This window comes from Ectopseudomonas oleovorans, assembly GCF_029845265.1.
GTDB classification, from domain to species: domain Bacteria; phylum Pseudomonadota; class Gammaproteobacteria; order Pseudomonadales; family Pseudomonadaceae; genus Aquipseudomonas; species Aquipseudomonas oleovorans.
Map to the genome: position 1 here is coordinate 21,634 of NZ_JAOCLK010000019.1, position 16,605 is coordinate 38,238.

At 61.9% G+C, this 16,605-nt stretch carries 16 protein-coding genes; 13 read left to right on the forward strand and 3 right to left on the reverse strand.

Features of this window, described 5'->3' with window-relative positions:
• Positions 1 to 34: 34 nt before the first annotated feature.
• From rfbA to N5J71_RS11830, 9 genes are all read left to right on the forward strand, one after another.
• Positions 35 to 907: a glucose-1-phosphate thymidylyltransferase RfbA gene (gene rfbA, locus N5J71_RS11790; protein ID WP_279916897.1), complete on the forward strand. Its 873-nt coding sequence runs from the start codon at positions 35 to 37 to the stop codon at positions 905 to 907.
• Complete coding sequence (gene rfbC, locus N5J71_RS11795) at positions 904 to 1,452, forward strand: dTDP-4-dehydrorhamnose 3,5-epimerase (protein ID WP_279916898.1); 549 nt, start codon at positions 904 to 906, stop codon at positions 1,450 to 1,452. The genes rfbA and rfbC overlap by 4 nt, the downstream gene beginning before the upstream one ends.
• Positions 1,449 to 2,312 carry a dTDP-4-dehydrorhamnose reductase gene (gene rfbD, locus N5J71_RS11800; RefSeq protein WP_279916899.1) on the forward strand — a complete coding sequence of 288 codons (864 nt, stop codon included), beginning with the start codon at positions 1,449 to 1,451 and terminating at the stop codon, positions 2,310 to 2,312. Before rfbC ends, rfbD begins: the two co-directional genes overlap by 4 nt.
• Positions 2,313 to 2,401: 89 nt before the next feature.
• The gene (locus N5J71_RS11805) at positions 2,402 to 4,216 is read left to right on the forward strand and encodes a sensor histidine kinase (RefSeq protein ID WP_279916900.1); all 1,815 of its coding nucleotides are present in this window, start codon (positions 2,402 to 2,404) and stop codon (positions 4,214 to 4,216) included.
• Complete coding sequence (locus N5J71_RS11810; protein ID WP_279916901.1) at positions 4,213 to 5,598, forward strand: sigma-54-dependent transcriptional regulator; 1,386 nt, start codon at positions 4,213 to 4,215, stop codon at positions 5,596 to 5,598. The genes N5J71_RS11805 and N5J71_RS11810 overlap by 4 nt, the downstream gene beginning before the upstream one ends.
• A gap of 296 nt (positions 5,599 to 5,894) precedes the next feature.
• Positions 5,895 to 6,887 (forward strand): C4-dicarboxylate TRAP substrate-binding protein DctP, encoded by a 993-nt coding sequence (gene dctP, locus N5J71_RS11815; protein ID WP_090337201.1) that lies wholly within the window; start codon positions 5,895 to 5,897, stop codon positions 6,885 to 6,887.
• Between the two features lie 134 nt (positions 6,888 to 7,021).
• Positions 7,022 to 7,651, forward strand: coding sequence for a TRAP transporter small permease (locus tag N5J71_RS11820; protein WP_104727119.1), 630 nt, complete (start codon positions 7,022 to 7,024; stop codon positions 7,649 to 7,651).
• Complete coding sequence (dctM, locus tag N5J71_RS11825; protein WP_279916902.1) at positions 7,648 to 8,928, forward strand: C4-dicarboxylate TRAP transporter large permease protein DctM; 1,281 nt, start codon at positions 7,648 to 7,650, stop codon at positions 8,926 to 8,928. Before N5J71_RS11820 ends, dctM begins: the two co-directional genes overlap by 4 nt.
• A gap of 195 nt (positions 8,929 to 9,123) precedes the next feature.
• A complete protein-coding gene (locus tag N5J71_RS11830; RefSeq protein WP_279916903.1) occupies positions 9,124 to 9,795 on the forward strand; it encodes a DUF502 domain-containing protein in 672 nt (223 codons plus the stop codon).
• 137 nt (positions 9,796 to 9,932) lie between these two features.
• Here N5J71_RS11830 and N5J71_RS11835 read toward each other — a convergent pair whose 3' ends face one another.
• On the reverse strand, positions 9,933 to 10,400 hold the full coding sequence (locus tag N5J71_RS11835) for an Lrp/AsnC family transcriptional regulator (protein WP_084340853.1): 468 nt from the start codon (positions 10,398 to 10,400) through the stop codon (positions 9,933 to 9,935).
• Between the two features lie 127 nt (positions 10,401 to 10,527).
• Here N5J71_RS11835 and N5J71_RS11840 point away from each other — a divergent pair, with 127 nt between their 5' ends.
• The 4 genes from N5J71_RS11840 to N5J71_RS11855 all read left to right on the forward strand — a co-directional run bounded on the left by N5J71_RS11840 (position 10,528) and on the right by N5J71_RS11855 (position 13,771).
• Positions 10,528 to 10,854 carry an ACT-like domain-containing protein gene (locus tag N5J71_RS11840; RefSeq protein WP_104727122.1) on the forward strand — a complete coding sequence of 109 codons (327 nt, stop codon included), beginning with the start codon at positions 10,528 to 10,530 and terminating at the stop codon, positions 10,852 to 10,854.
• A gap of 121 nt (positions 10,855 to 10,975) precedes the next feature.
• Positions 10,976 to 12,760 carry a type IV pilus assembly ATPase TfpB gene (gene tfpB, locus N5J71_RS11845; RefSeq protein ID WP_084340851.1) on the forward strand — a complete coding sequence of 595 codons (1,785 nt, stop codon included), beginning with the start codon at positions 10,976 to 10,978 and terminating at the stop codon, positions 12,758 to 12,760.
• Between the two features lie 328 nt (positions 12,761 to 13,088).
• A complete protein-coding gene (locus tag N5J71_RS11850) occupies positions 13,089 to 13,334 on the forward strand; it encodes an NfeD family protein (RefSeq protein ID WP_147809896.1) in 246 nt (81 codons plus the stop codon).
• A 98-nt stretch (positions 13,335 to 13,432) separates the two neighbouring features.
• Positions 13,433 to 13,771, forward strand: a complete 339-nt coding sequence (locus N5J71_RS11855; RefSeq protein WP_116620284.1) for a DUF2388 domain-containing protein — start codon at positions 13,433 to 13,435, stop codon at positions 13,769 to 13,771.
• An 82-nt stretch (positions 13,772 to 13,853) separates the two neighbouring features.
• On the opposite strand, the gene N5J71_RS11860 is transcribed toward N5J71_RS11855, so the two are convergent.
• Both N5J71_RS11860 and N5J71_RS11865 read right to left on the reverse strand, forming a co-directional pair.
• Positions 13,854 to 15,104 carry an OprD family porin gene (locus tag N5J71_RS11860; protein ID WP_116620286.1) on the reverse strand — a complete coding sequence of 417 codons (1,251 nt, stop codon included), beginning with the start codon at positions 15,102 to 15,104 and terminating at the stop codon, positions 13,854 to 13,856.
• A 422-nt stretch (positions 15,105 to 15,526) separates the two neighbouring features.
• The gene (locus N5J71_RS11865; RefSeq protein WP_279916921.1) at positions 15,527 to 16,501 is read right to left on the reverse strand and encodes a GGDEF domain-containing protein; all 975 of its coding nucleotides are present in this window, start codon (positions 16,499 to 16,501) and stop codon (positions 15,527 to 15,529) included.
• Positions 16,502 to 16,605: the final 104 nt, after the last annotated feature.

Below are 16,605 nucleotides of genomic sequence, written 5' to 3' on the forward strand. Positions count from 1 at the left end.
CCCGCCCTACGCATCGACAAGGAACATAGAAAACATGAAAGGCATCATCCTCGCCGGTGGCTCCGGCACCCGCCTGCACCCCATTACCCTCGGCGTGTCCAAGCAACTGCTACCGATCTATGACAAGCCGATGATCTACTACCCGTTGTCGGTGCTGATGCTGGCCGGCATTCGCGAGATTCTGATCATCTCCACCCCCGAAGATCTGCCCAACTTCCGCAAGATGCTCGGTGACGGCAGCCAGTTCGGCATCGAACTGCAGTATGCCGAGCAACCTTCTCCCGACGGCCTGGCGCAGGCTTTCCTGATCGGCGAGTCGTTCATTGGTGACGACTCGGTGTGCCTGATCCTCGGCGACAACATCTTCCACGGCCAGCATTTCACCGAGAAACTGCTGCGTGCAGCTAGCCATGAAAGTGGCGCCACAGTCTTCGGCTACTGGGTCAGCGACCCCGAACGTTTTGGCGTGGTCGAATTCGATGCGGCTGGCAATGCGCTGTCGATCGAGGAAAAGCCGGCACAACCCAAGTCCAGCTTTGCCGTGACCGGCCTGTATTTCTACGACAACGATGTGGTGCAGATCGCCAAGGCGGTCAAGCCCTCGCCACGCGGCGAGCTGGAAATCACCGACGTGAACAACGCCTATCTGGCCCGTGGCGACCTGCGCGTGGAGCGTTTCGGTCGAGGCTTCGCCTGGCTCGACACCGGCACTCACGACAGCCTGCTGGATGCCTCGCATTACGTGCAGACGGTAGAAAAACGCCAGGGTCTGAAGGTCGCCTGCCTGGAAGAGATCGCCTACCAGCAGGGCTGGATCGACCGCGAACAACTACTCGCGTGCGCCAAGGCACTGGGCAAGACCGGCTACGGTCAGTACCTGTACAAGCTGGCGGAGGAGTCGCAGTGAAAGTCATCGCAACTGCATTGCCGGAGGTACTGATTCTCGAGCCCCAGGTTTTCGGTGATGAGCGTGGTTTTTTCTATGAAAGCTTCAACGCGCGACGCTTTGCCGAAGCCACCGGGGTAAACCGCGAGTTCGTCCAGGACAACCACTCGCGCTCGGCGTGTGGCGTGCTCCGCGGCCTGCACTATCAGTTGCAGCAGGCTCAGGGCAAGCTGGTGCGGGTCAGCGCTGGCGAGGTCTATGACGTGGCGGTGGATGTGCGGCGCAGCTCGCCAAACTTCGGCAAATGGGTCGGCGTGCATCTGTCAGCCAAGAACAAGCGCCAGATGTGGATACCGGAGGGTTTCGCCCACGGTTTTCTGGTGCTCAGCGAGTACGCCGAGTTCCTCTACAAGACCACCGACTACTACGCCCCCGCCCATGAGCGCTGCATCCGCTGGGACGACCCACAACTGGCCATCGACTGGCCGCTCGACGGCCTGACGCCGCAACTTTCGGTCAAAGACCAGCAGGGCCTGAGCCTTACCGATGCCGAGACCTTCGCATGAAGATTCTGATCAGCGGCCACACCGGCCAGGTCGCCCGTGAGCTGCAATTGGCCCTGCGCGAGCATGAACTGATCAGTCTCGGCCGCCAGGCATTCGACCTGTCGCGCCCGGAAACCCTGGGCGACATCATCCTGCGCGAGCGACCGGCGCTGATGATTAATGCCGCCGCGTACACCGCCGTCGACCAGGCCGAACAGGAACGCGAGCTGGCCTTCGCCATCAATGCCGAGGCGCCGCGTGCCATCGCCGATGCCTGCTTCGAACTGGACATTCCGCTGATTCACTACTCCACCGACTACGTCTTCGATGGCAGCAAGACCACGCCTTACCGTGAAGCCGATACGCCACATCCGCTGGGCGTCTACGGCGCCAGCAAGGCGGCCGGTGAACAGGCGCTGCGCATCAGCGGCTGCGATCACCTGATCCTGCGCACCAGCTGGGTCTATTCGCAATACGGGCGCAACTTCCTCCTGACCATGCAGCGCCTACTGCAGGAGCGCGAAGAGCTCAGCGTGGTCGACGACCAGATCGGCGCGCCGACCTGGGCCGGCAGCATCGCCAGCGCCACCGCCGAGCTGATCGAAAAGTGGCAACAAGGACGCCAGCGCTGGGGTACCTACCACCTGACCTGCCAGGGCGAGACCAGTTGGTTCGGCTTCGCCAGCGCCATCGCCGAGCGCCTGCGTGCAGCCGGCAAACCCTGCGCCAGGCTGCGTCCCATTCCCAGCAGCGAGTACCCGACGCCGGCACAGCGCCCACTCAATTCGCGTCTGGATGGCGGGCGCCTGGAACAAGACTGGCAGGTTCGCCTGCCGGACTGGCGCACAGCACTGGATGCCTGCCTGCAACGCATGAACTGAAGGCCTGCGTTTCATCCGCGCGGCCGGCGCCCATCACCGGCCGCACACTTAACGTGCATAATGCGCCGTTCCTTTCTGCACGGTTTGCCATGAGCACGAACACTGCCACTCCCCGTCGCCTGCGCTGGCGCAGCCTCGTGCTGTTGGCGCTGCTGCTTGCGCCACTGCTGTGGCCGGTCCACTTCCTGGCCGAGCGCTACTACCGCGAAGTACTGATCGAGCAGAACCGGCAAACCCTCGATCTGTATGTGGCCAACCTGCTCGGTACGCTGCGTCGTTACGAGGTGCTGCCGCAGATTCTCGGTGATCTTCCAGGTGTACGCGCAGCCCTGCACGCGCCCGAAGACCCTGCCGCACTGGACACCGCCAATCGCCTGCTGGCGCGCATCAAGCGGCAGACCGGTGCCGACGTGATCTACCTGATGAATAATCGCGGCGTCACCCTGGCTGCCTCCAACTGGGACAAGCCCGACAGCTTCGTCGCCGGCAACTTCGCCTTTCGCCCGTATTTTCGTGAAGCGCTGGCCGGGCGCCTGGGACGCTTCTTCGGCCTGGGTACAACGTCCGGCAAGCGCGGTTACTACTTTGCCTACCCAGTGCACGAGGACGACCACAATATCGGCGCACTGGTGGTCAAGGTCGACCTTGATCACACCGAAACGCTGTGGGGCAACACGCCTGAACGGTTGCTGGTGACCGATACCAATGGCGTGGTCATCCTCACCTCGCGGCCGGACTGGCGCTTCCACGCCAGCCGCCCGCTGGACCGGGTCGAGCAATCGGCCATCGCCGCCAATCAGCCCTATCCGACCCAGGCGCCACCTCGCCTGGATATCGACCCAAACGCCTGGCTGACACAAAGTCGTGTTCTGGACGAAACCGGCTGGACGGTGAGCATTCTCGCCCCGCGTATCCTCCTCGACCGCCCCGTGCGCAGCGCCGTGGCCGTGGGCGCGGCAGCCTTGCTGGCGCTGCTGTTGCTGCTCGGCCTGCTGATTTTGCGCCGCCGCCATTACCTCGAACGCATCGCCCTCGACGCCCGCGCCAAGGCCGAACTGGAACAGCGCGTGGCTGAACGCACGCAGGATCTGGAGCTGCTCAACAGCCGCCTCAAGCAGGAAGTGCTCGAACGTGAACAGACGCAGCAAGAACTGGTGCGCGCTCAGGACGAGCTGGTCCAGGCCGGCAAACTGTCAGCGCTCGGCACCATGAGCGCCAGCATCAGCCACGAACTCAACCAGCCGCTGGGGGCGATCCGCAGCTACGCAGAGAACGCCAGCACCCTGCTCGATCACCAGCGCAGCGACGATGCCCGCGCCAACCTCAAGCTGATCAGCGAGCTGACCGAGCGCATGGCCTCGATCATCACCCATTTGCGCGCCTTTGCCCGCCGTGACCGCCACGCGCCGGAGCGGGTTGCCTTGCAGCCAGCGCTGGACGATGCCTTGGCGCTATTGGCCAAGCGCCGCCGGGCCATGGATGTAGAGCTGATTCGCGATCTGCCGGACGCCACCCTCTGGGTCCAGGCTGGCGAGACGCGGCTGCGTCAGGTGCTGGGCAATCTGCTCGGCAATGCGCTCGATGCGTTGATCGATAAGGCACCACCTAGACGCATCTGGATCAGCATCGAGCATCAAGCCGAGCATCTCCACCTACTGCTGCGTGACAATGGCCCCGGCTTCTCGCCCGAATCACTGGCGCGCGCACGTGAGCCCTTCTTCACCACCAAGACCAGCGCCCAGGGCCTGGGGCTGGGCCTGGCCATCTGCGATAGTCTGGTGCGTGCGCTGGACGGCGAGCTACTGCTGGCCAATCATCCCGAGGGTGGCGCGCTGATCACCCTGCGCCTGCGCCTGGCCAGCCCCGGCGTCAACCTGCAACCCTCAGAGGATCCTTCGCCATGACCAGCGACAGCGCCATCGACAGCCGCATTCAGGTACTGCTGATCGACGACGACGCCCACCTGCGCCAGGCGCTCAGCCAGACGCTCGACCTGGCCGGGCTCAAGGTGCTCAGCCTGGGCGATGCGCAGGGCCTGGCCGCACGCATTCCGGCAGGCTGGCCGGGCGTGGTGGTCAGCGATATCCGCATGCCCGGCATCGATGGTCTGCAACTGCTGCAGCAGCTGCGCGAGCGTGATGCCGAGCTGCCGGTGCTGCTGATCACCGGCCACGGTGACGTGCCGCTGGCCGTGCAGGCGATGCGCGCTGGCGCCTACGACTTCCTGGAAAAACCTTTCGCCAACGATGACCTGCTCGACAGCGTACGCCGCGCGCTGGAGCTGCGCCGCCTGGTGCTGGACAACCGCAGCCTGCGGATGGCGCTCAATGACCGCCAGCAGCTGTCCAGTCGTCTGGTCGGCCAATCGCCGGCCATGCAGCGCCTGCGCGAACAGATCGATGCACTGGCCAGCATCGCCACCGATGTCCTGATTCTCGGCGAGACCGGCGCCGGCAAAGAGGTGGTCGCACGCGCCCTGCACGACCTGTCCAACCGCCGCGAAGGGCCCTTCGTCGCCATCAACGCCGGCGCACTAGCCGAATCGGTGGTGGAAAGCGAGCTGTTCGGCCATGAGGCCGGCGCCTTCACCGGCGCGCAGAAACGCCGCATCGGCAAGTTCGAGTTCGCCAACGGCGGCACCCTGTTCCTCGACGAGATCGAGAGCATGAGTCTGGACGTGCAGGTCAAGCTGCTACGCCTGCTGCAGGAGCGCGTGGTCGAACGCCTGGGTGGCAACCAGCTGATCCCGCTGGATATACGCGTCATCGCCGCGACCAAGGAAGATTTGCGCCAGGCTGCCGATGCCGGCCGTTTCCGCGCCGACCTGTACTACCGCCTCAACGTCGCACCGCTGTCCATCCCGCCGCTGCGCGAGCGCGGCGAGGACGCCTTGCTGCTGTTCCAGCATTTCGCCGAAGGGGCGGCCGCCCGCCACGCCCTGGCGCCACGTGAACTGCAACCTGGGCAGCGTGCGCTGCTGCTGCGTCATCCATGGCCGGGCAACGTGCGCGAACTGCAGAACGCCGCCGAGCGCTTTGCGCTGGGCCTGGAGTTGGCACTCGACAGCAACGCGCCCAGTCTGCCGCCGGTCAATGGCGGGCTCAGCGAGCAGGTCGAAGCCTTCGAGCGCGCGCTGATCGCCGCCGAGTTGAGCCGTCCGCACGGCTCGCTACGCAGCCTGGCCGAAGCCCTGGGCGTACCGCGCAAGACCCTGCACGACAAACTGCGCAAACATGGCCTGACCTTCTCCGGCGCTGGCGGAAGCTCGCCAGAGGACTTCGACTAACTGGCGGCAAACCGCCAGCTTCATCGATAAAGACCGCCCCACAGCGAGGGGCGCCCTCAGACCAAGCGCCGCCAAAGCCCGTAGCCACGGGCTTTTCATGATGCATGGCATTCGCTCGCAGCAGACTGGCACAAGGGTTGCTCTAGGCTAGCCTCAAGCGAACCCACAAGCACAAAAGTCCAGGCCTCGCTGATGCCACCGGCGTTTTTCTCCAAGCCGCCTAGACTTGCTCTTGTCCGTTCGTTAGCAGCGCCACTGGCGCCAATGCGATAAACACAACAAGAGGAAGCATCCGCATGTTCAAACTGACTGCCAAGGCGCTGGCTTGCGCCCTGTCCCTGTCCATCGCTGGCGTGGTTCACGCTGCCGACCCGATCGTCATCAAATTCTCCCACGTGGTTGCCGAGCACACCCCGAAAGGTCAGGGCGCCGTGCTGTTCAAGCAACTGGCTGAAGAGCGCCTGGGCGACAAGGTCAAGGTCGAGGTCTACCCGAACTCCTCGCTGTTCGGTGACGGCAAGGAAATGGAAGCGCTGCTGCTCGGTGACGTGCAGATGATCGCCCCGTCCCTGGCCAAGTTCGAGCATTACACCAAGCAACTGCAGGTATTCGACCTGCCGTTCCTGTTCGACAACATGGCCGCAGTCGATCGCTTCCAGAACAGCCCCGAAGGCCAGAAACTACTGACCTCCATGACCGACAAGGGCATCACCGGCCTGGCCTACTGGCACAACGGCCTGAAGCAGCTGTCGGCCAACAAGGCGCTGCTGGAGCCGAAGGACGCCCGTGGCCTGAAGTTCCGCGTACAGGCTTCCGCCGTACTGGAAGAGCAGTTCAAGGCCGTGCGCGCCAACCCGCGCAAGATGAGCTTCGCCGAGGTCTACCAAGGCCTGCAGACTGGCGTGGTCAACGGTGCCGAGAACCCGTACTCGAACATCTACAGCCAGAAGATGCACGAAGTGCAGAAGTACATCACCGAGTCCAACCATGGCCTGCTGGACTACATGCTGATCACCAACACCAAGTTCTGGGACGGTCTGCCGGCTGACGTACGCGACGAGCTGAACAAGATCATCGCCGAGGTCACCGTCGAGGTGAACAAACAGGCTGACGCCCTCAACGAAGGCGACAAGCAGCGCATCCTGGAAGCCGGCACCACCGAAATCCTGACCCTGACGCCTGAGCAGCGCGGCCAATGGCGCGACGCCATGCAGCCGGTATGGCAGAAGTTCGAAGGCGAGATCGGTGCCGACCTGATCAAGGCCGCGCAAGCCGCTAACCAGCAATAAGGCCGGAGAGCCGGGTGGGCAGGGTGCAATTGCCCTGCTCCACCACGACGCCCGCAAAGGGCATCGAAACATGCAGCAACCGGTGAGCCGGCCCTCGGTTCGCCTTACGCCCTTTCCATTCGGGAGAACCGACCATGAACGCCTTGCGGCGCGTCTGGGAGCACTTCGAGGAAGGCTTCATCGCTTTTCTCCTGGCGGCCATGACGCTGATCACATTCGTCTACGTGATCCTCAACAACTTCTACACCCTGTTCTATTGGCTGGGTGATCATTTCGGCGGCAACGAGTTTCTGCTCGGTATCGGCGACGCCATTCTCGACATGGCCCAGGCGATGACCTGGAGCAATGCCCTGACCAAGGCCATGTTCGGCTGGCTGATTTTCTTCGGCCTGGCCTATGGTGTACGCACGGCCGGCCACATCGGTGTCGATGCCCTGGTCAAGCTGGCCCCACGCGGTGTACAGCGCGTCATCGGCATCATCGCCTGCTCGGCCTGCCTGGGCTACGCCGGCCTCATCGCGGTCGGCAGCTACGACTGGGTCAGCACCCTGTTCAAGGCCGGCATCGGTGCCGAGGATCTCGGTCACTACGGCATCAAGCAATGGCATATCGGCATGATCGTGCCCTTCGGCTACGCCATGGTGTTCATCCGCTTCCTGGAAATCCTCGTGCGCATTCTGCGTGACCAGCAGACCGGCCTCGGTCTGGCGGATGAAGCCGCTGACGCCCTGAAAATCAATGAGCATGAGGAGCCCAAGCAATGACCGTTCTGTTCCTCTTCCTGCTGCTTTTTTTGCTGATGTTCATCGGCGTGCCGATTGCAGCGTCGCTCGGCCTGGCCGGCTCGATCACCATCATGCTGTTCAGCCCCGACTCGGTGCGCTCGCTGGCGATCAAGCTGTTCGAGACCTCCGAGCACTACACCCTGCTGGCCATTCCGTTCTTCCTGCTCTCCGGTGCCTTTATGACCACCGGTGGCGTGGCGCGTCGCCTGATCGACTTCGCCAACGCCTGCGTCGGTCACATCCGTGGCGGCCTGGCCATCGGTGCGGTGCTGGCGTGCATGCTGTTCGCCGCGCTGTCCGGCTCCTCGCCGGCCACTGTGGCCGCAGTGGGCTCAATTGCCATCGCCGGTATGGTGCGTTCCGGTTACCCGCAGGCGTTTGGCGCCGGCATCGTGTGTAACGCCGGTACCCTGGGCATCCTGATTCCGCCGTCGATCGTGATGGTGGTCTACGCCGCCGCCACCGAGCAGTCGGTGGGCAAGCTGTTCATGGCCGGGGTGATCCCGGGCGTGATGCTCGGCCTGGTGCTGATGATCGCGATCTACATCGTCGCGCGCATCAAGAAGCTGCCGGCACTGCCGCGTGCCAGCTTCCGCGAATGGCTGCGCGCCGCCCGTGAGGCGTTCTGGGGCCTGCTGCTGATGGTGATCATCCTCGGCGGTATCTACACCGGCATGTTCACCCCGACCGAGGCGGCGGCCGTGGCGGCGGTATACGCCGGCTTCGTCGCCCTGTTCGTGTACAAGGACCTGAGCATCCGCGAGTGCCCGAAGGTGCTGCTGGAGTCCGGCAAGCTGACCATCATGCTGATGTTCATCATCGCCAACGCCATGCTCTTCGCCCACGTGCTGACCACCGAGCAGATTCCGCAACAGATCACCGCCTGGGTGGTGGAGCTGGGCCTGCAGCCCTGGCAGTTCCTGCTGGTGGTGAACATCGTGCTGCTGGTGGCCGGCGCCTTCATGGAGCCGTCGGCGATCATCCTGATCCTGGCGCCGATCCTCTTCCCGATCGCCATGCAGCTGGGCATCGACCCGATCCACCTGGGCATCATCATGGTGGTGAACATGGAAATCGGTCTGATCACACCACCGGTGGGGCTGAACCTGTTCGTCACCTCGGCAGTGACGGGCATGCCGCTGACATCGGTGATCAAAGCGGCCTGGCCGTGGCTGATGCTGCTGATCAGCTTCCTGATGGTGATTACCTACATCCCGGCCGTTTCCATGGCGCTGCCGAACATGCTCGGCATGTAAGGGTTCAACCGAACGATGCTACTTCGGTACCTCGTGTACCCACTCCGCCCGGCCTTAGTGCCGGGCTTTTTTTGCGCGAAATAATCTGATGAAAACTACTGTAGCCATTTGAGTGCGTGCACATTTCCACAGCAGTGCACACAAGCGCCTGTGGTCACGTAAAGTCACGCTCGATATCGCCAAGGAAACCGCCACATGATCAAGCGCAGCCTGAAATCCATCGTCACCACCTGGTTTACAGGCCTGTTGTCGTTGCTGCCACTGGTTCTGACCCTGGCACTGCTTGCCTGGATATTCAGCCTGCTCAATCGCCTGGTCGGACCTTCGACCCTGATCGGCCAAGTATTCGCTGCCCTCGGCCAGCCCTTTTCCAGCAACAGTTACCTGGCCTATCTACTGGGTTGCCTGGTGCTGCTGGCCAGCCTCTACCCACTGGGCCTGGCCGTGCAACTGGGCCTGCGCCGGCCCCTGTCCTGGCTGCTGGATCGCACCCTGCGGCGCACGCCGCTGATCGGCAACTTCTATAACCTGGCCGACCGCTTCGTCGGCCTGCTGGACAAGAGCAAGAACCCGGACATCACCACCATGGCGCCGGTGTGGTGTTTCTTCGGTGGTGACGGCGCAGCGGTACTGGCTCTGCGCCCAAGCTCGGAGACGGTGGAACTGGAAGGCCGTGCCTACTGCGCCATCCTCATTCCCACCGCGCCGATTCCGGTGGGCGGCGGCCTGCTCTACGTACCGCAAGAATGGATCCGCGCCGCCGACATGGGGGTGGATCAGCTGACCAGCATCTATGTGTCCATGGGGCTCACGCCACCCAGCAGGCGCAACGTCGAGCAATCGCCGCCAGTAGTGATCAAACCCTGAATATGTCCTGCGTCACTCCCGCGCAGGCGGGAGCCCAGGAAATTCGAAGGCTCGAGATCTACAGGCCAGCGCAAGCGCTGTTCAGCGATAGGGCTGCTGTCCCGCCTGCGCGGGCATGACAGCTTTTTCAGTGTTTCCTAGGCAAGCGGCAAGCTGGTGGTGGACTTGATCTCCGACAGCGCGACGATGGAGTTCACCTCCTGGATTCCCGGCACCAGCGACAGCTTCTCGAAGAAGAAGCGCTCATACGCCTCGATATCGCGGGTGACGATGCGCAGCATGAAATCCACCGCGCCCATCAGTACATGGCACTCCAGCACCTCGGGAAACTCGCGCATAGCCTCGGCGAACTCGGTCAGGTTGGAACGCCCATGAGCGTTGAGCTTGACCTGAGCGAACACCTGCGTGTGCAGGCCGATGCGCTTGCGATCGAGCAACGTCACCTGCTTGCGGATCACCCCCTCCTCCTTGAGGCGCTGGATACGGCGCCAGCACGGCGACTGCGACAGACCGATGCGCTCGGCGAGCTCAGCGGTGGACAAGCCGGCGTCCTCCTGCAGCAGGGCGAGAATACGTTGATCGTAGGCATCCAACGCAATGGACATAAATAATCCCCAATACTCGAAATTAAAGGCAAGCTTATCCATTAAACATGGATTAACACAGAGAACCAGGCAAACCTTTTGCCGGAATAAGGCGGAAACTTAGGCAAAATCTGCCCGAGTTATCGCCATGCCTGATACCACCCCGTTTCCGTCCGCCCATTCCCGACGCGATCCCTGGCAGGATCGCCCTGACGCCTGCGTTGAGTACCAGCTGCGCACCGATGCCGAAGCCGATGTCATGTGCCGCCTGCTCGGCCTGTTCGCACAGTTGCAGGTGTTACCCGACGCCCTGCACATGCAGCGCCTGCAGGACGACCTGCATATCAGCCTGCGTCTGTCTGGCCTGTCGCTGCATCGCGCCGGCGTGCTGGCGCAGAAACTGCGCAGCCTGGTCTGCGTATGGGAGGTGACCTGGCAACACCTGGATCACAGCCTGGTCACGGAGGTGGCCTGAAGCGGCGACTCATCACGCATGGGCCTTCGCCCTTGTGCTGCTTTTCGGGCATCCTAGCCAGGCTGCAAGGCCGTTGAAAAACGGCCTGCTAACCTTGTTCAGGCCGACCCGAGGAGCCCGCATGTCCGCCTTCACCGCTACCGCCCCTGACCGTGTACTGGACCTTGGCGACCTGCTGCGTGAGCTGGTGGCCCAGGGCCGGGTCGAGCAGGACGTGGCCGAGCAGTGCCTGGCGATTCGCCGCAGCTCACTGAACAACACCCAACATCCGCTGGAGTTCCTCGCCGCACAGCAGGTCAACGACCTGACGCGCCCGGGCAAGAAGCTCGACCTGGAAACCCTTACCGTCTGGCTGGCCGACTTCGCCGGCCAACCCTACCTGCGCATCGATCCACTGAAGATCGACGTGCCGGCCATCACCCCGTTGATGTCCTACGCCTTCGCCCAGCGTCACAAGATCCTCGCCGTGGCAGTGGACAGCGAAAGCGTCACCATCGCCAGCAGCCAGCCGCTGGTGCACAGCTGGGAGGCCAACCTGGTGCACGTACTCAAGCGCCCGATCAAGCGCGTGGTGGCCAACCCCAGCGATATCCAGCGCTTCACCACCGAGTTCTATCGCCTGGCCCGCTCGGTCAGCGGCGCCAATGCCACCGATCAAAAGATCAGCGGGGTCGGCAACTTCGAGCAATTGCTCAGCCTCGGCGCCCAGGATCAGGAGCCGGACGCCAACGATGCGCACATCGTCAACATCGTCGACTGGCTGTTCCAGTACGCCTTCCAGCAACGTGCCAGCGATATCCACATCGAGCCACGCCGCGAGCAGGGCACTGTGCGTTTTCGCATCGACGGCGTGCTGCATACCGTCTATCAGTTCCCTGCCCAGGTCACCATGGCGGTGGTCAGCCGCCTGAAGAACCTCGGGCGCATGAACATCGCCGAGAAACGCAAGCCACAGGATGGCCGGGTCAAGACCAAGACCCCGGACGGCGGCGAAGTGGAATTGCGCCTGTCGACCCTGCCGACCGCCTTCGGCGAGAAGATGGTGATGCGTATCTTCGACCCGGAAGTACTGCTGAAAAGCCCGGATCAGCTTGGCTTCTCTCCTGACGACCTGCGCCGCTGGGCCAGCATGACCAGCCAGCCCAACGGCATCATTCTGGTCACCGGCCCCACCGGCTCGGGCAAGACCACCACCCTCTACACCACCCTCAAACAACTGGCGACCGAGGAGGTGAACGTCTGCACCATCGAAGACCCGATCGAGATGATCGAAGGCGCCTTCAACCAGATGCAGGTGCAGCACAACATCGACCTGACCTTCGCCAGCGGCGTGCGCGCGCTGATGCGTCAGGATCCGGACATCATCATGGTCGGTGAGATCCGCGACCTGGAAACCGCCGAAATGGCGATACAGGCGGCACTGACCGGCCACCTGGTGCTGTCCACCCTGCACACCAACGACGCGCCCAGCGCCATCACCCGCCTGCTCGAACTGGGTGTGCCGCACTACCTGCTCAAGGCCACCATTCTCGGCGTCATGGCGCAGCGCCTGGTGCGTACCCTGTGCCCACACTGCAAGGCGCCGGTGCAGTTGGACGAGGACGCCTGGAATAGCCTGACCCGTCCCTGGAGCTCGCCACTGCCAACGCAGGCCCATCATGCCGTCGGCTGCCTGGAGTGCCGTGAAACCGGCTATCGTGGCCGTGCCGGTGTCTACGAAATCATGCTGATCAACGACGCCATCAAACCGCTGATCAACGCCGACACCGACCTCACCGCACTGCGCCGCGCCGCCTTCAAGGACGGTATGCGTAGCCTGCGTCTGTCCGGCGCGCAAAAGGTCGCGGCAGGGCTGACCACCATCGAGGAAGTGCTGCGCGTCACGCCACAAAGCGAGCAACGCTGAGGCGTGGCAGCCCGCCAGCGGCGGGGCCAGGCGGGCAGACACTGAGCCTCTTTGAGCTGCCGCACCAGCGCGGCAAGCACAAACCATTTCGATATGAACGGGTTCTCATCGCTCAACAGGCATGCGCCCCCACCCTGCGAAGGGGTCGGCGGCAACGGCCATGTGACTATGCTTAGATTGTTCGCCCTGGCACGCCGTTGAACAACGTAGGCGAGACAGGCAAGACAAGGCAGGTAGTTGTTCAACAGCCTGCAAGCAAAGGAGCCCATGCAATGCTTGTTGAAGGGCGCGCAAGCAACACGCTCAGCCGGGGTCGTGCAATACGTTCATGATCACCTATCTGCATAACCTGTCGTTCGAGCACTGGCTGGCCCTGGCTACCCTGCTGCTGATTTTCGAAGTGTTTGGTGCCGGCGGCTACCTGCTCTGGGTCGGCCTCATGGCTGTCGCTGTCGGCGCAGTGGTTTTCCTGCTTCCCGAGTTGCACTGGGCCTGGCAACTCATGCTGTTTGGCATGCTGGCGATACTGTCGGCATTGCTATGGCGGCGACACCAGCGCCGGACTGTCCGCTAGATAGACCACCGATACGGGCAACCGGCCATCGCCTGCGAGGAACCATCGCTGGCCTGCACCACTCATAGGATCAGAGCCACCCCACAAGGAGTTCCATCATGCGTGTAACGCGTCATGCTGCACTGGCTTTCAGTGCCTGCCTGTTTGCCCAAACTGCCGCCGCCGATGGCCTGCTGCGCGACATTCTGTCCTCCGGCGCCACCACGGCCTCGACCTACCTGACCTTCAAGGATCGCAAGCTGGTTGCAGCGGCCGAAGAAGACGCCAGCAGCTTCGTTGCCAGCAATGGCGAAATACGCGGCCCGCACCTGGAGGCTGCGATGCAGCAGCTGCGCAGCGCCAACCCGCAGTTGCAGGAAGCAGACGATATGGCACTGGCCAGCGCCATTCTTGCTGCCTCGGCGAACACGAGCGAGAACGTGGCGAGCGCAGAATAAAAAAAGCCCGCATCGTTCGATGCGGGCTTTTCGTAGCACTTCGGAGCGACTGATCTGGTCAGCCCACCGATAGATGCGGATCTTACATCAGCGGCAGGGTGTAGCTGACGATCAGACGGTTTTCGTCGATGTTGCGGCTGAAGTTGTTACGCATGGTGGCGTTGCGCCAGCGAACACCCAGGTTCTTCAGTGCACCTTCCTGGAAGACATAGGCGATGTCAGTGTTGCGCTCCCATTCACGCCCTTCGGAAACACCAGCGCCACGATCGATATTGTCACCGGTCAGGTAGCGGGTCATGAAGGTCAGACCAGGGATACCGATGGAGGCAAAGTTGAAGTCATAGCGCGCCTGCCAGGATTTTTCATCCTTGGCAGCGAAGTTGCCGATTTGAACGTAGTTGACCAGGAACGGATCGGTACCACCGACATAGGCAAAGCCAGTGTCACCATCCATTTGCTGATAGCCGATACCGAACGAGTGGCCGCTCAGCGCATAGGTAACCATGGCGCCAAAAGCTTTGTTATCGACATTGCTCAGACCGTCATCGGTAGAGCGAGCGTAACGCAGGTCAGTTTTCAGGCTCTGCTTATCGCCCAGAGGCAGTACATGCACCAGATTGAAAGAGTGCTGCTTGTACATATCTTCCAAATTGGAATAGTAGTAACCAGCTGTCAGGTCATTGGTCAGCTTGTAGTTACCACCGGCAAAGATGAACTCGTTGCTCTGATTCAAACCCCTGAATTGAATACCACTCAGTGAGAAAGTATTCAGCGTCATGTCTTCATAGTCTTGCGAGTTGCGGTTGTTTACCTCATCCAGGTAACCCGCATCCAGAGTAAGACCTTCAATTTCCTGAGAAACCAAGTGACCACCACGGAAGACCTGTGGCAGCAGACGGCTATCGCTGGACGCGATTGCAGCGTTCTTGAACTGCATCTGGCCAACACGCAGGGTGCTGTTGGAGACCTTGGCTTTTGCCGCTACGGCCAGACCAGAGTAGTTATCCTGAGAACCGCCCGAAGAACGATCTGGAACCAGCAGACCACTCCCAGCAGTACCATCCCCCGAATCCAGCTTGAAGCCGAACATGCCGATGGCATCAGCACCGAAGCCCACGGTGCCTTCAGTGAAACCGGAGTTCATGCGCAGAATGAAACCCTGTGCCCATTCTTCGGATTTAGCCTGACCAGCATCCTCGCGAAAATCACGGTTGTAGTAGAAGTTACGGGCTTCCAGGCTGACTTTGGTATCGCCGACCAGGTCGGCGAAGGCCACTTGGCTCAGGCCCAGGGTGCTGGCGGCTACGGCCAGTGCCAGGGAGGTCTTTCTCATTATGTTTCTCTCCAGTGTGTTTAAGGTGACACATCGTCCGGCGCAGACTTCGGCACGAAGAGGCAGGCCGGCACGAATGGGGCATCTGTATCCGCGAGACAGGTCACGGCGAAGCCTGGCTCGGGATACATGAACATCAGATTGAACAGAACAACGGCGGGCACAGGGTGATGGCCGGGGCAGGACAGGCAGAATCACGCTGCATTGGGAGGTACTCGCTTAGTCGTTGTTATTGTTCGCCGACCTGGGGCCGACATATGACGCAGCCATGCAGATAGCGCGCCAGCTTCTTTAGGCACGCCACTTAGGCTTCCAGAACAGTAGGTTACAGTTTTTCTGCAGATCAGTGACCCGCCGAAGATGACTATCGGCCGGCAATTTTTCGCCTATGATAACTGCTTCTCAGGCGGAAAACCGCCACGTCACCCCAGGACTATACGGTTCTTGCCCTGACGTTTGGCTGTATACATGGCGGCATCGGCCCGCGCATAAAGCGCATCGAGGCTGGCGTCCGTCGCTCGCATCACGGTCAGCCCCTGACTGAGCGTGATGCCGAAATGCCGGCCCTCATGCTGGAAGCCGAGGCGCTGCACCTCACGCTGCAGCCGCTCTGCAATCTGCAGGGCCACATCTTGCTCACAACCAGGAAACAGCGCCGCGAACTCCTCACCGCCAATACGCCCGAACAGATCGCCGCGCCTCAGGGCATTGCTGCCGCAATGCGCCAGGCGCCGCAACACTTCATCACCGACCTGATGGTCGTACTGATCATTGATTTTCTTGAAATCATCGAGATCGAGCAGTAGGAAAGCCAGCGGGCTGCCGAACTGGCGCGCCTGTTCGAACTCACTGCGGGCACATTCGAAGAAATGCCGGCGATTGCTGCTCTGAGTCAGCACATCGGTGGTGGCCAGGCGATGCAGTTCGCCTTCCAGACGCTTTTTCTCGGTGATGTCTTCGGCAATACCAACAATCACGCAGCCCTGCTCGGCGCTTCCCATGCGGGGGCTGACGAAACACTTGTCGCTGAGCCAGCGCAATTGGCCATCAGCGCGAATGATGCGGTACTCGCGAGACTCCACCGCACCGGCTTCCAGCACCTTGGCCAGGCTTTCGGCAGCGTAGTCGATATCGTCCGGATAGATGCTGTTGCGCCATTCGCCATAATCGGCCAAAAGCAGCGCGGCGGAACGACCGAAGATACGCTCATAGGCAGGGCTGACATAGATCATCCGCTGCTCGTTCCAGTCGAAGGCCCAGAGCACGGCATTGACGCTACCAAGCAGGCTGCTGAACAGTTGCTCACGCTCGCCCAGGCGCTCCACTTCGGCCCGACTGTGCAGTAGAGCCAAGGTCAGTTCTTCCAACTCGGAAACAGCGTTGCCTTGATCGTCCATTACAGCGGCCATCCGTCCTTCGCCTCGCATTGAAATGAACATAGTGCGAGCTGTTGGACATACACAAAGGCCCGCCAGTTCGGCGGGCCTTTGCTTGTAACGAG

Bases quoted from the DNA above. Each gene is read 5' to 3' on its own strand.
- N5J71_RS11810 (WP_279916901.1), top strand. From the start codon at position 4,213: ATGACCAGCGACAGCGCCATCGACAGCCGCATTCAGGTACTGCTGATC.
- dctM (WP_279916902.1), top strand. From the start codon at position 7,648: ATGACCGTTCTGTTCCTCTTCCTGCTGCTTTTTTTGCTGATGTTCATC.
- tfpB (WP_084340851.1), top strand. From the start codon at position 10,976: ATGTCCGCCTTCACCGCTACCGCCCCTGACCGTGTACTGGACCTTGGC.
- N5J71_RS11835 (WP_084340853.1), bottom strand. From the start codon at position 10,400: ATGTCCATTGCGTTGGATGCCTACGATCAACGTATTCTCGCCCTGCTG.
- dctP (WP_090337201.1), top strand. From the start codon at position 5,895: ATGTTCAAACTGACTGCCAAGGCGCTGGCTTGCGCCCTGTCCCTGTCC.
- N5J71_RS11830 (WP_279916903.1), top strand. From the start codon at position 9,124: ATGATCAAGCGCAGCCTGAAATCCATCGTCACCACCTGGTTTACAGGC.
- rfbA (WP_279916897.1), top strand. From the start codon at position 35: ATGAAAGGCATCATCCTCGCCGGTGGCTCCGGCACCCGCCTGCACCCC.
- N5J71_RS11855 (WP_116620284.1), top strand. From the start codon at position 13,433: ATGCGTGTAACGCGTCATGCTGCACTGGCTTTCAGTGCCTGCCTGTTT.
- N5J71_RS11840 (WP_104727122.1), top strand. From the start codon at position 10,528: ATGCCTGATACCACCCCGTTTCCGTCCGCCCATTCCCGACGCGATCCC.
- N5J71_RS11850 (WP_147809896.1), top strand. From the start codon at position 13,089: ATGATCACCTATCTGCATAACCTGTCGTTCGAGCACTGGCTGGCCCTG.
- N5J71_RS11805 (WP_279916900.1), top strand. From the start codon at position 2,402: ATGAGCACGAACACTGCCACTCCCCGTCGCCTGCGCTGGCGCAGCCTC.
- N5J71_RS11820 (WP_104727119.1), top strand. From the start codon at position 7,022: ATGAACGCCTTGCGGCGCGTCTGGGAGCACTTCGAGGAAGGCTTCATC.
- N5J71_RS11865 (WP_279916921.1), bottom strand. From the start codon at position 16,501: ATGGACGATCAAGGCAACGCTGTTTCCGAGTTGGAAGAACTGACCTTG.
- rfbD (WP_279916899.1), top strand. From the start codon at position 1,449: ATGAAGATTCTGATCAGCGGCCACACCGGCCAGGTCGCCCGTGAGCTG.
- N5J71_RS11860 (WP_116620286.1), bottom strand. From the start codon at position 15,104: ATGAGAAAGACCTCCCTGGCACTGGCCGTAGCCGCCAGCACCCTGGGC.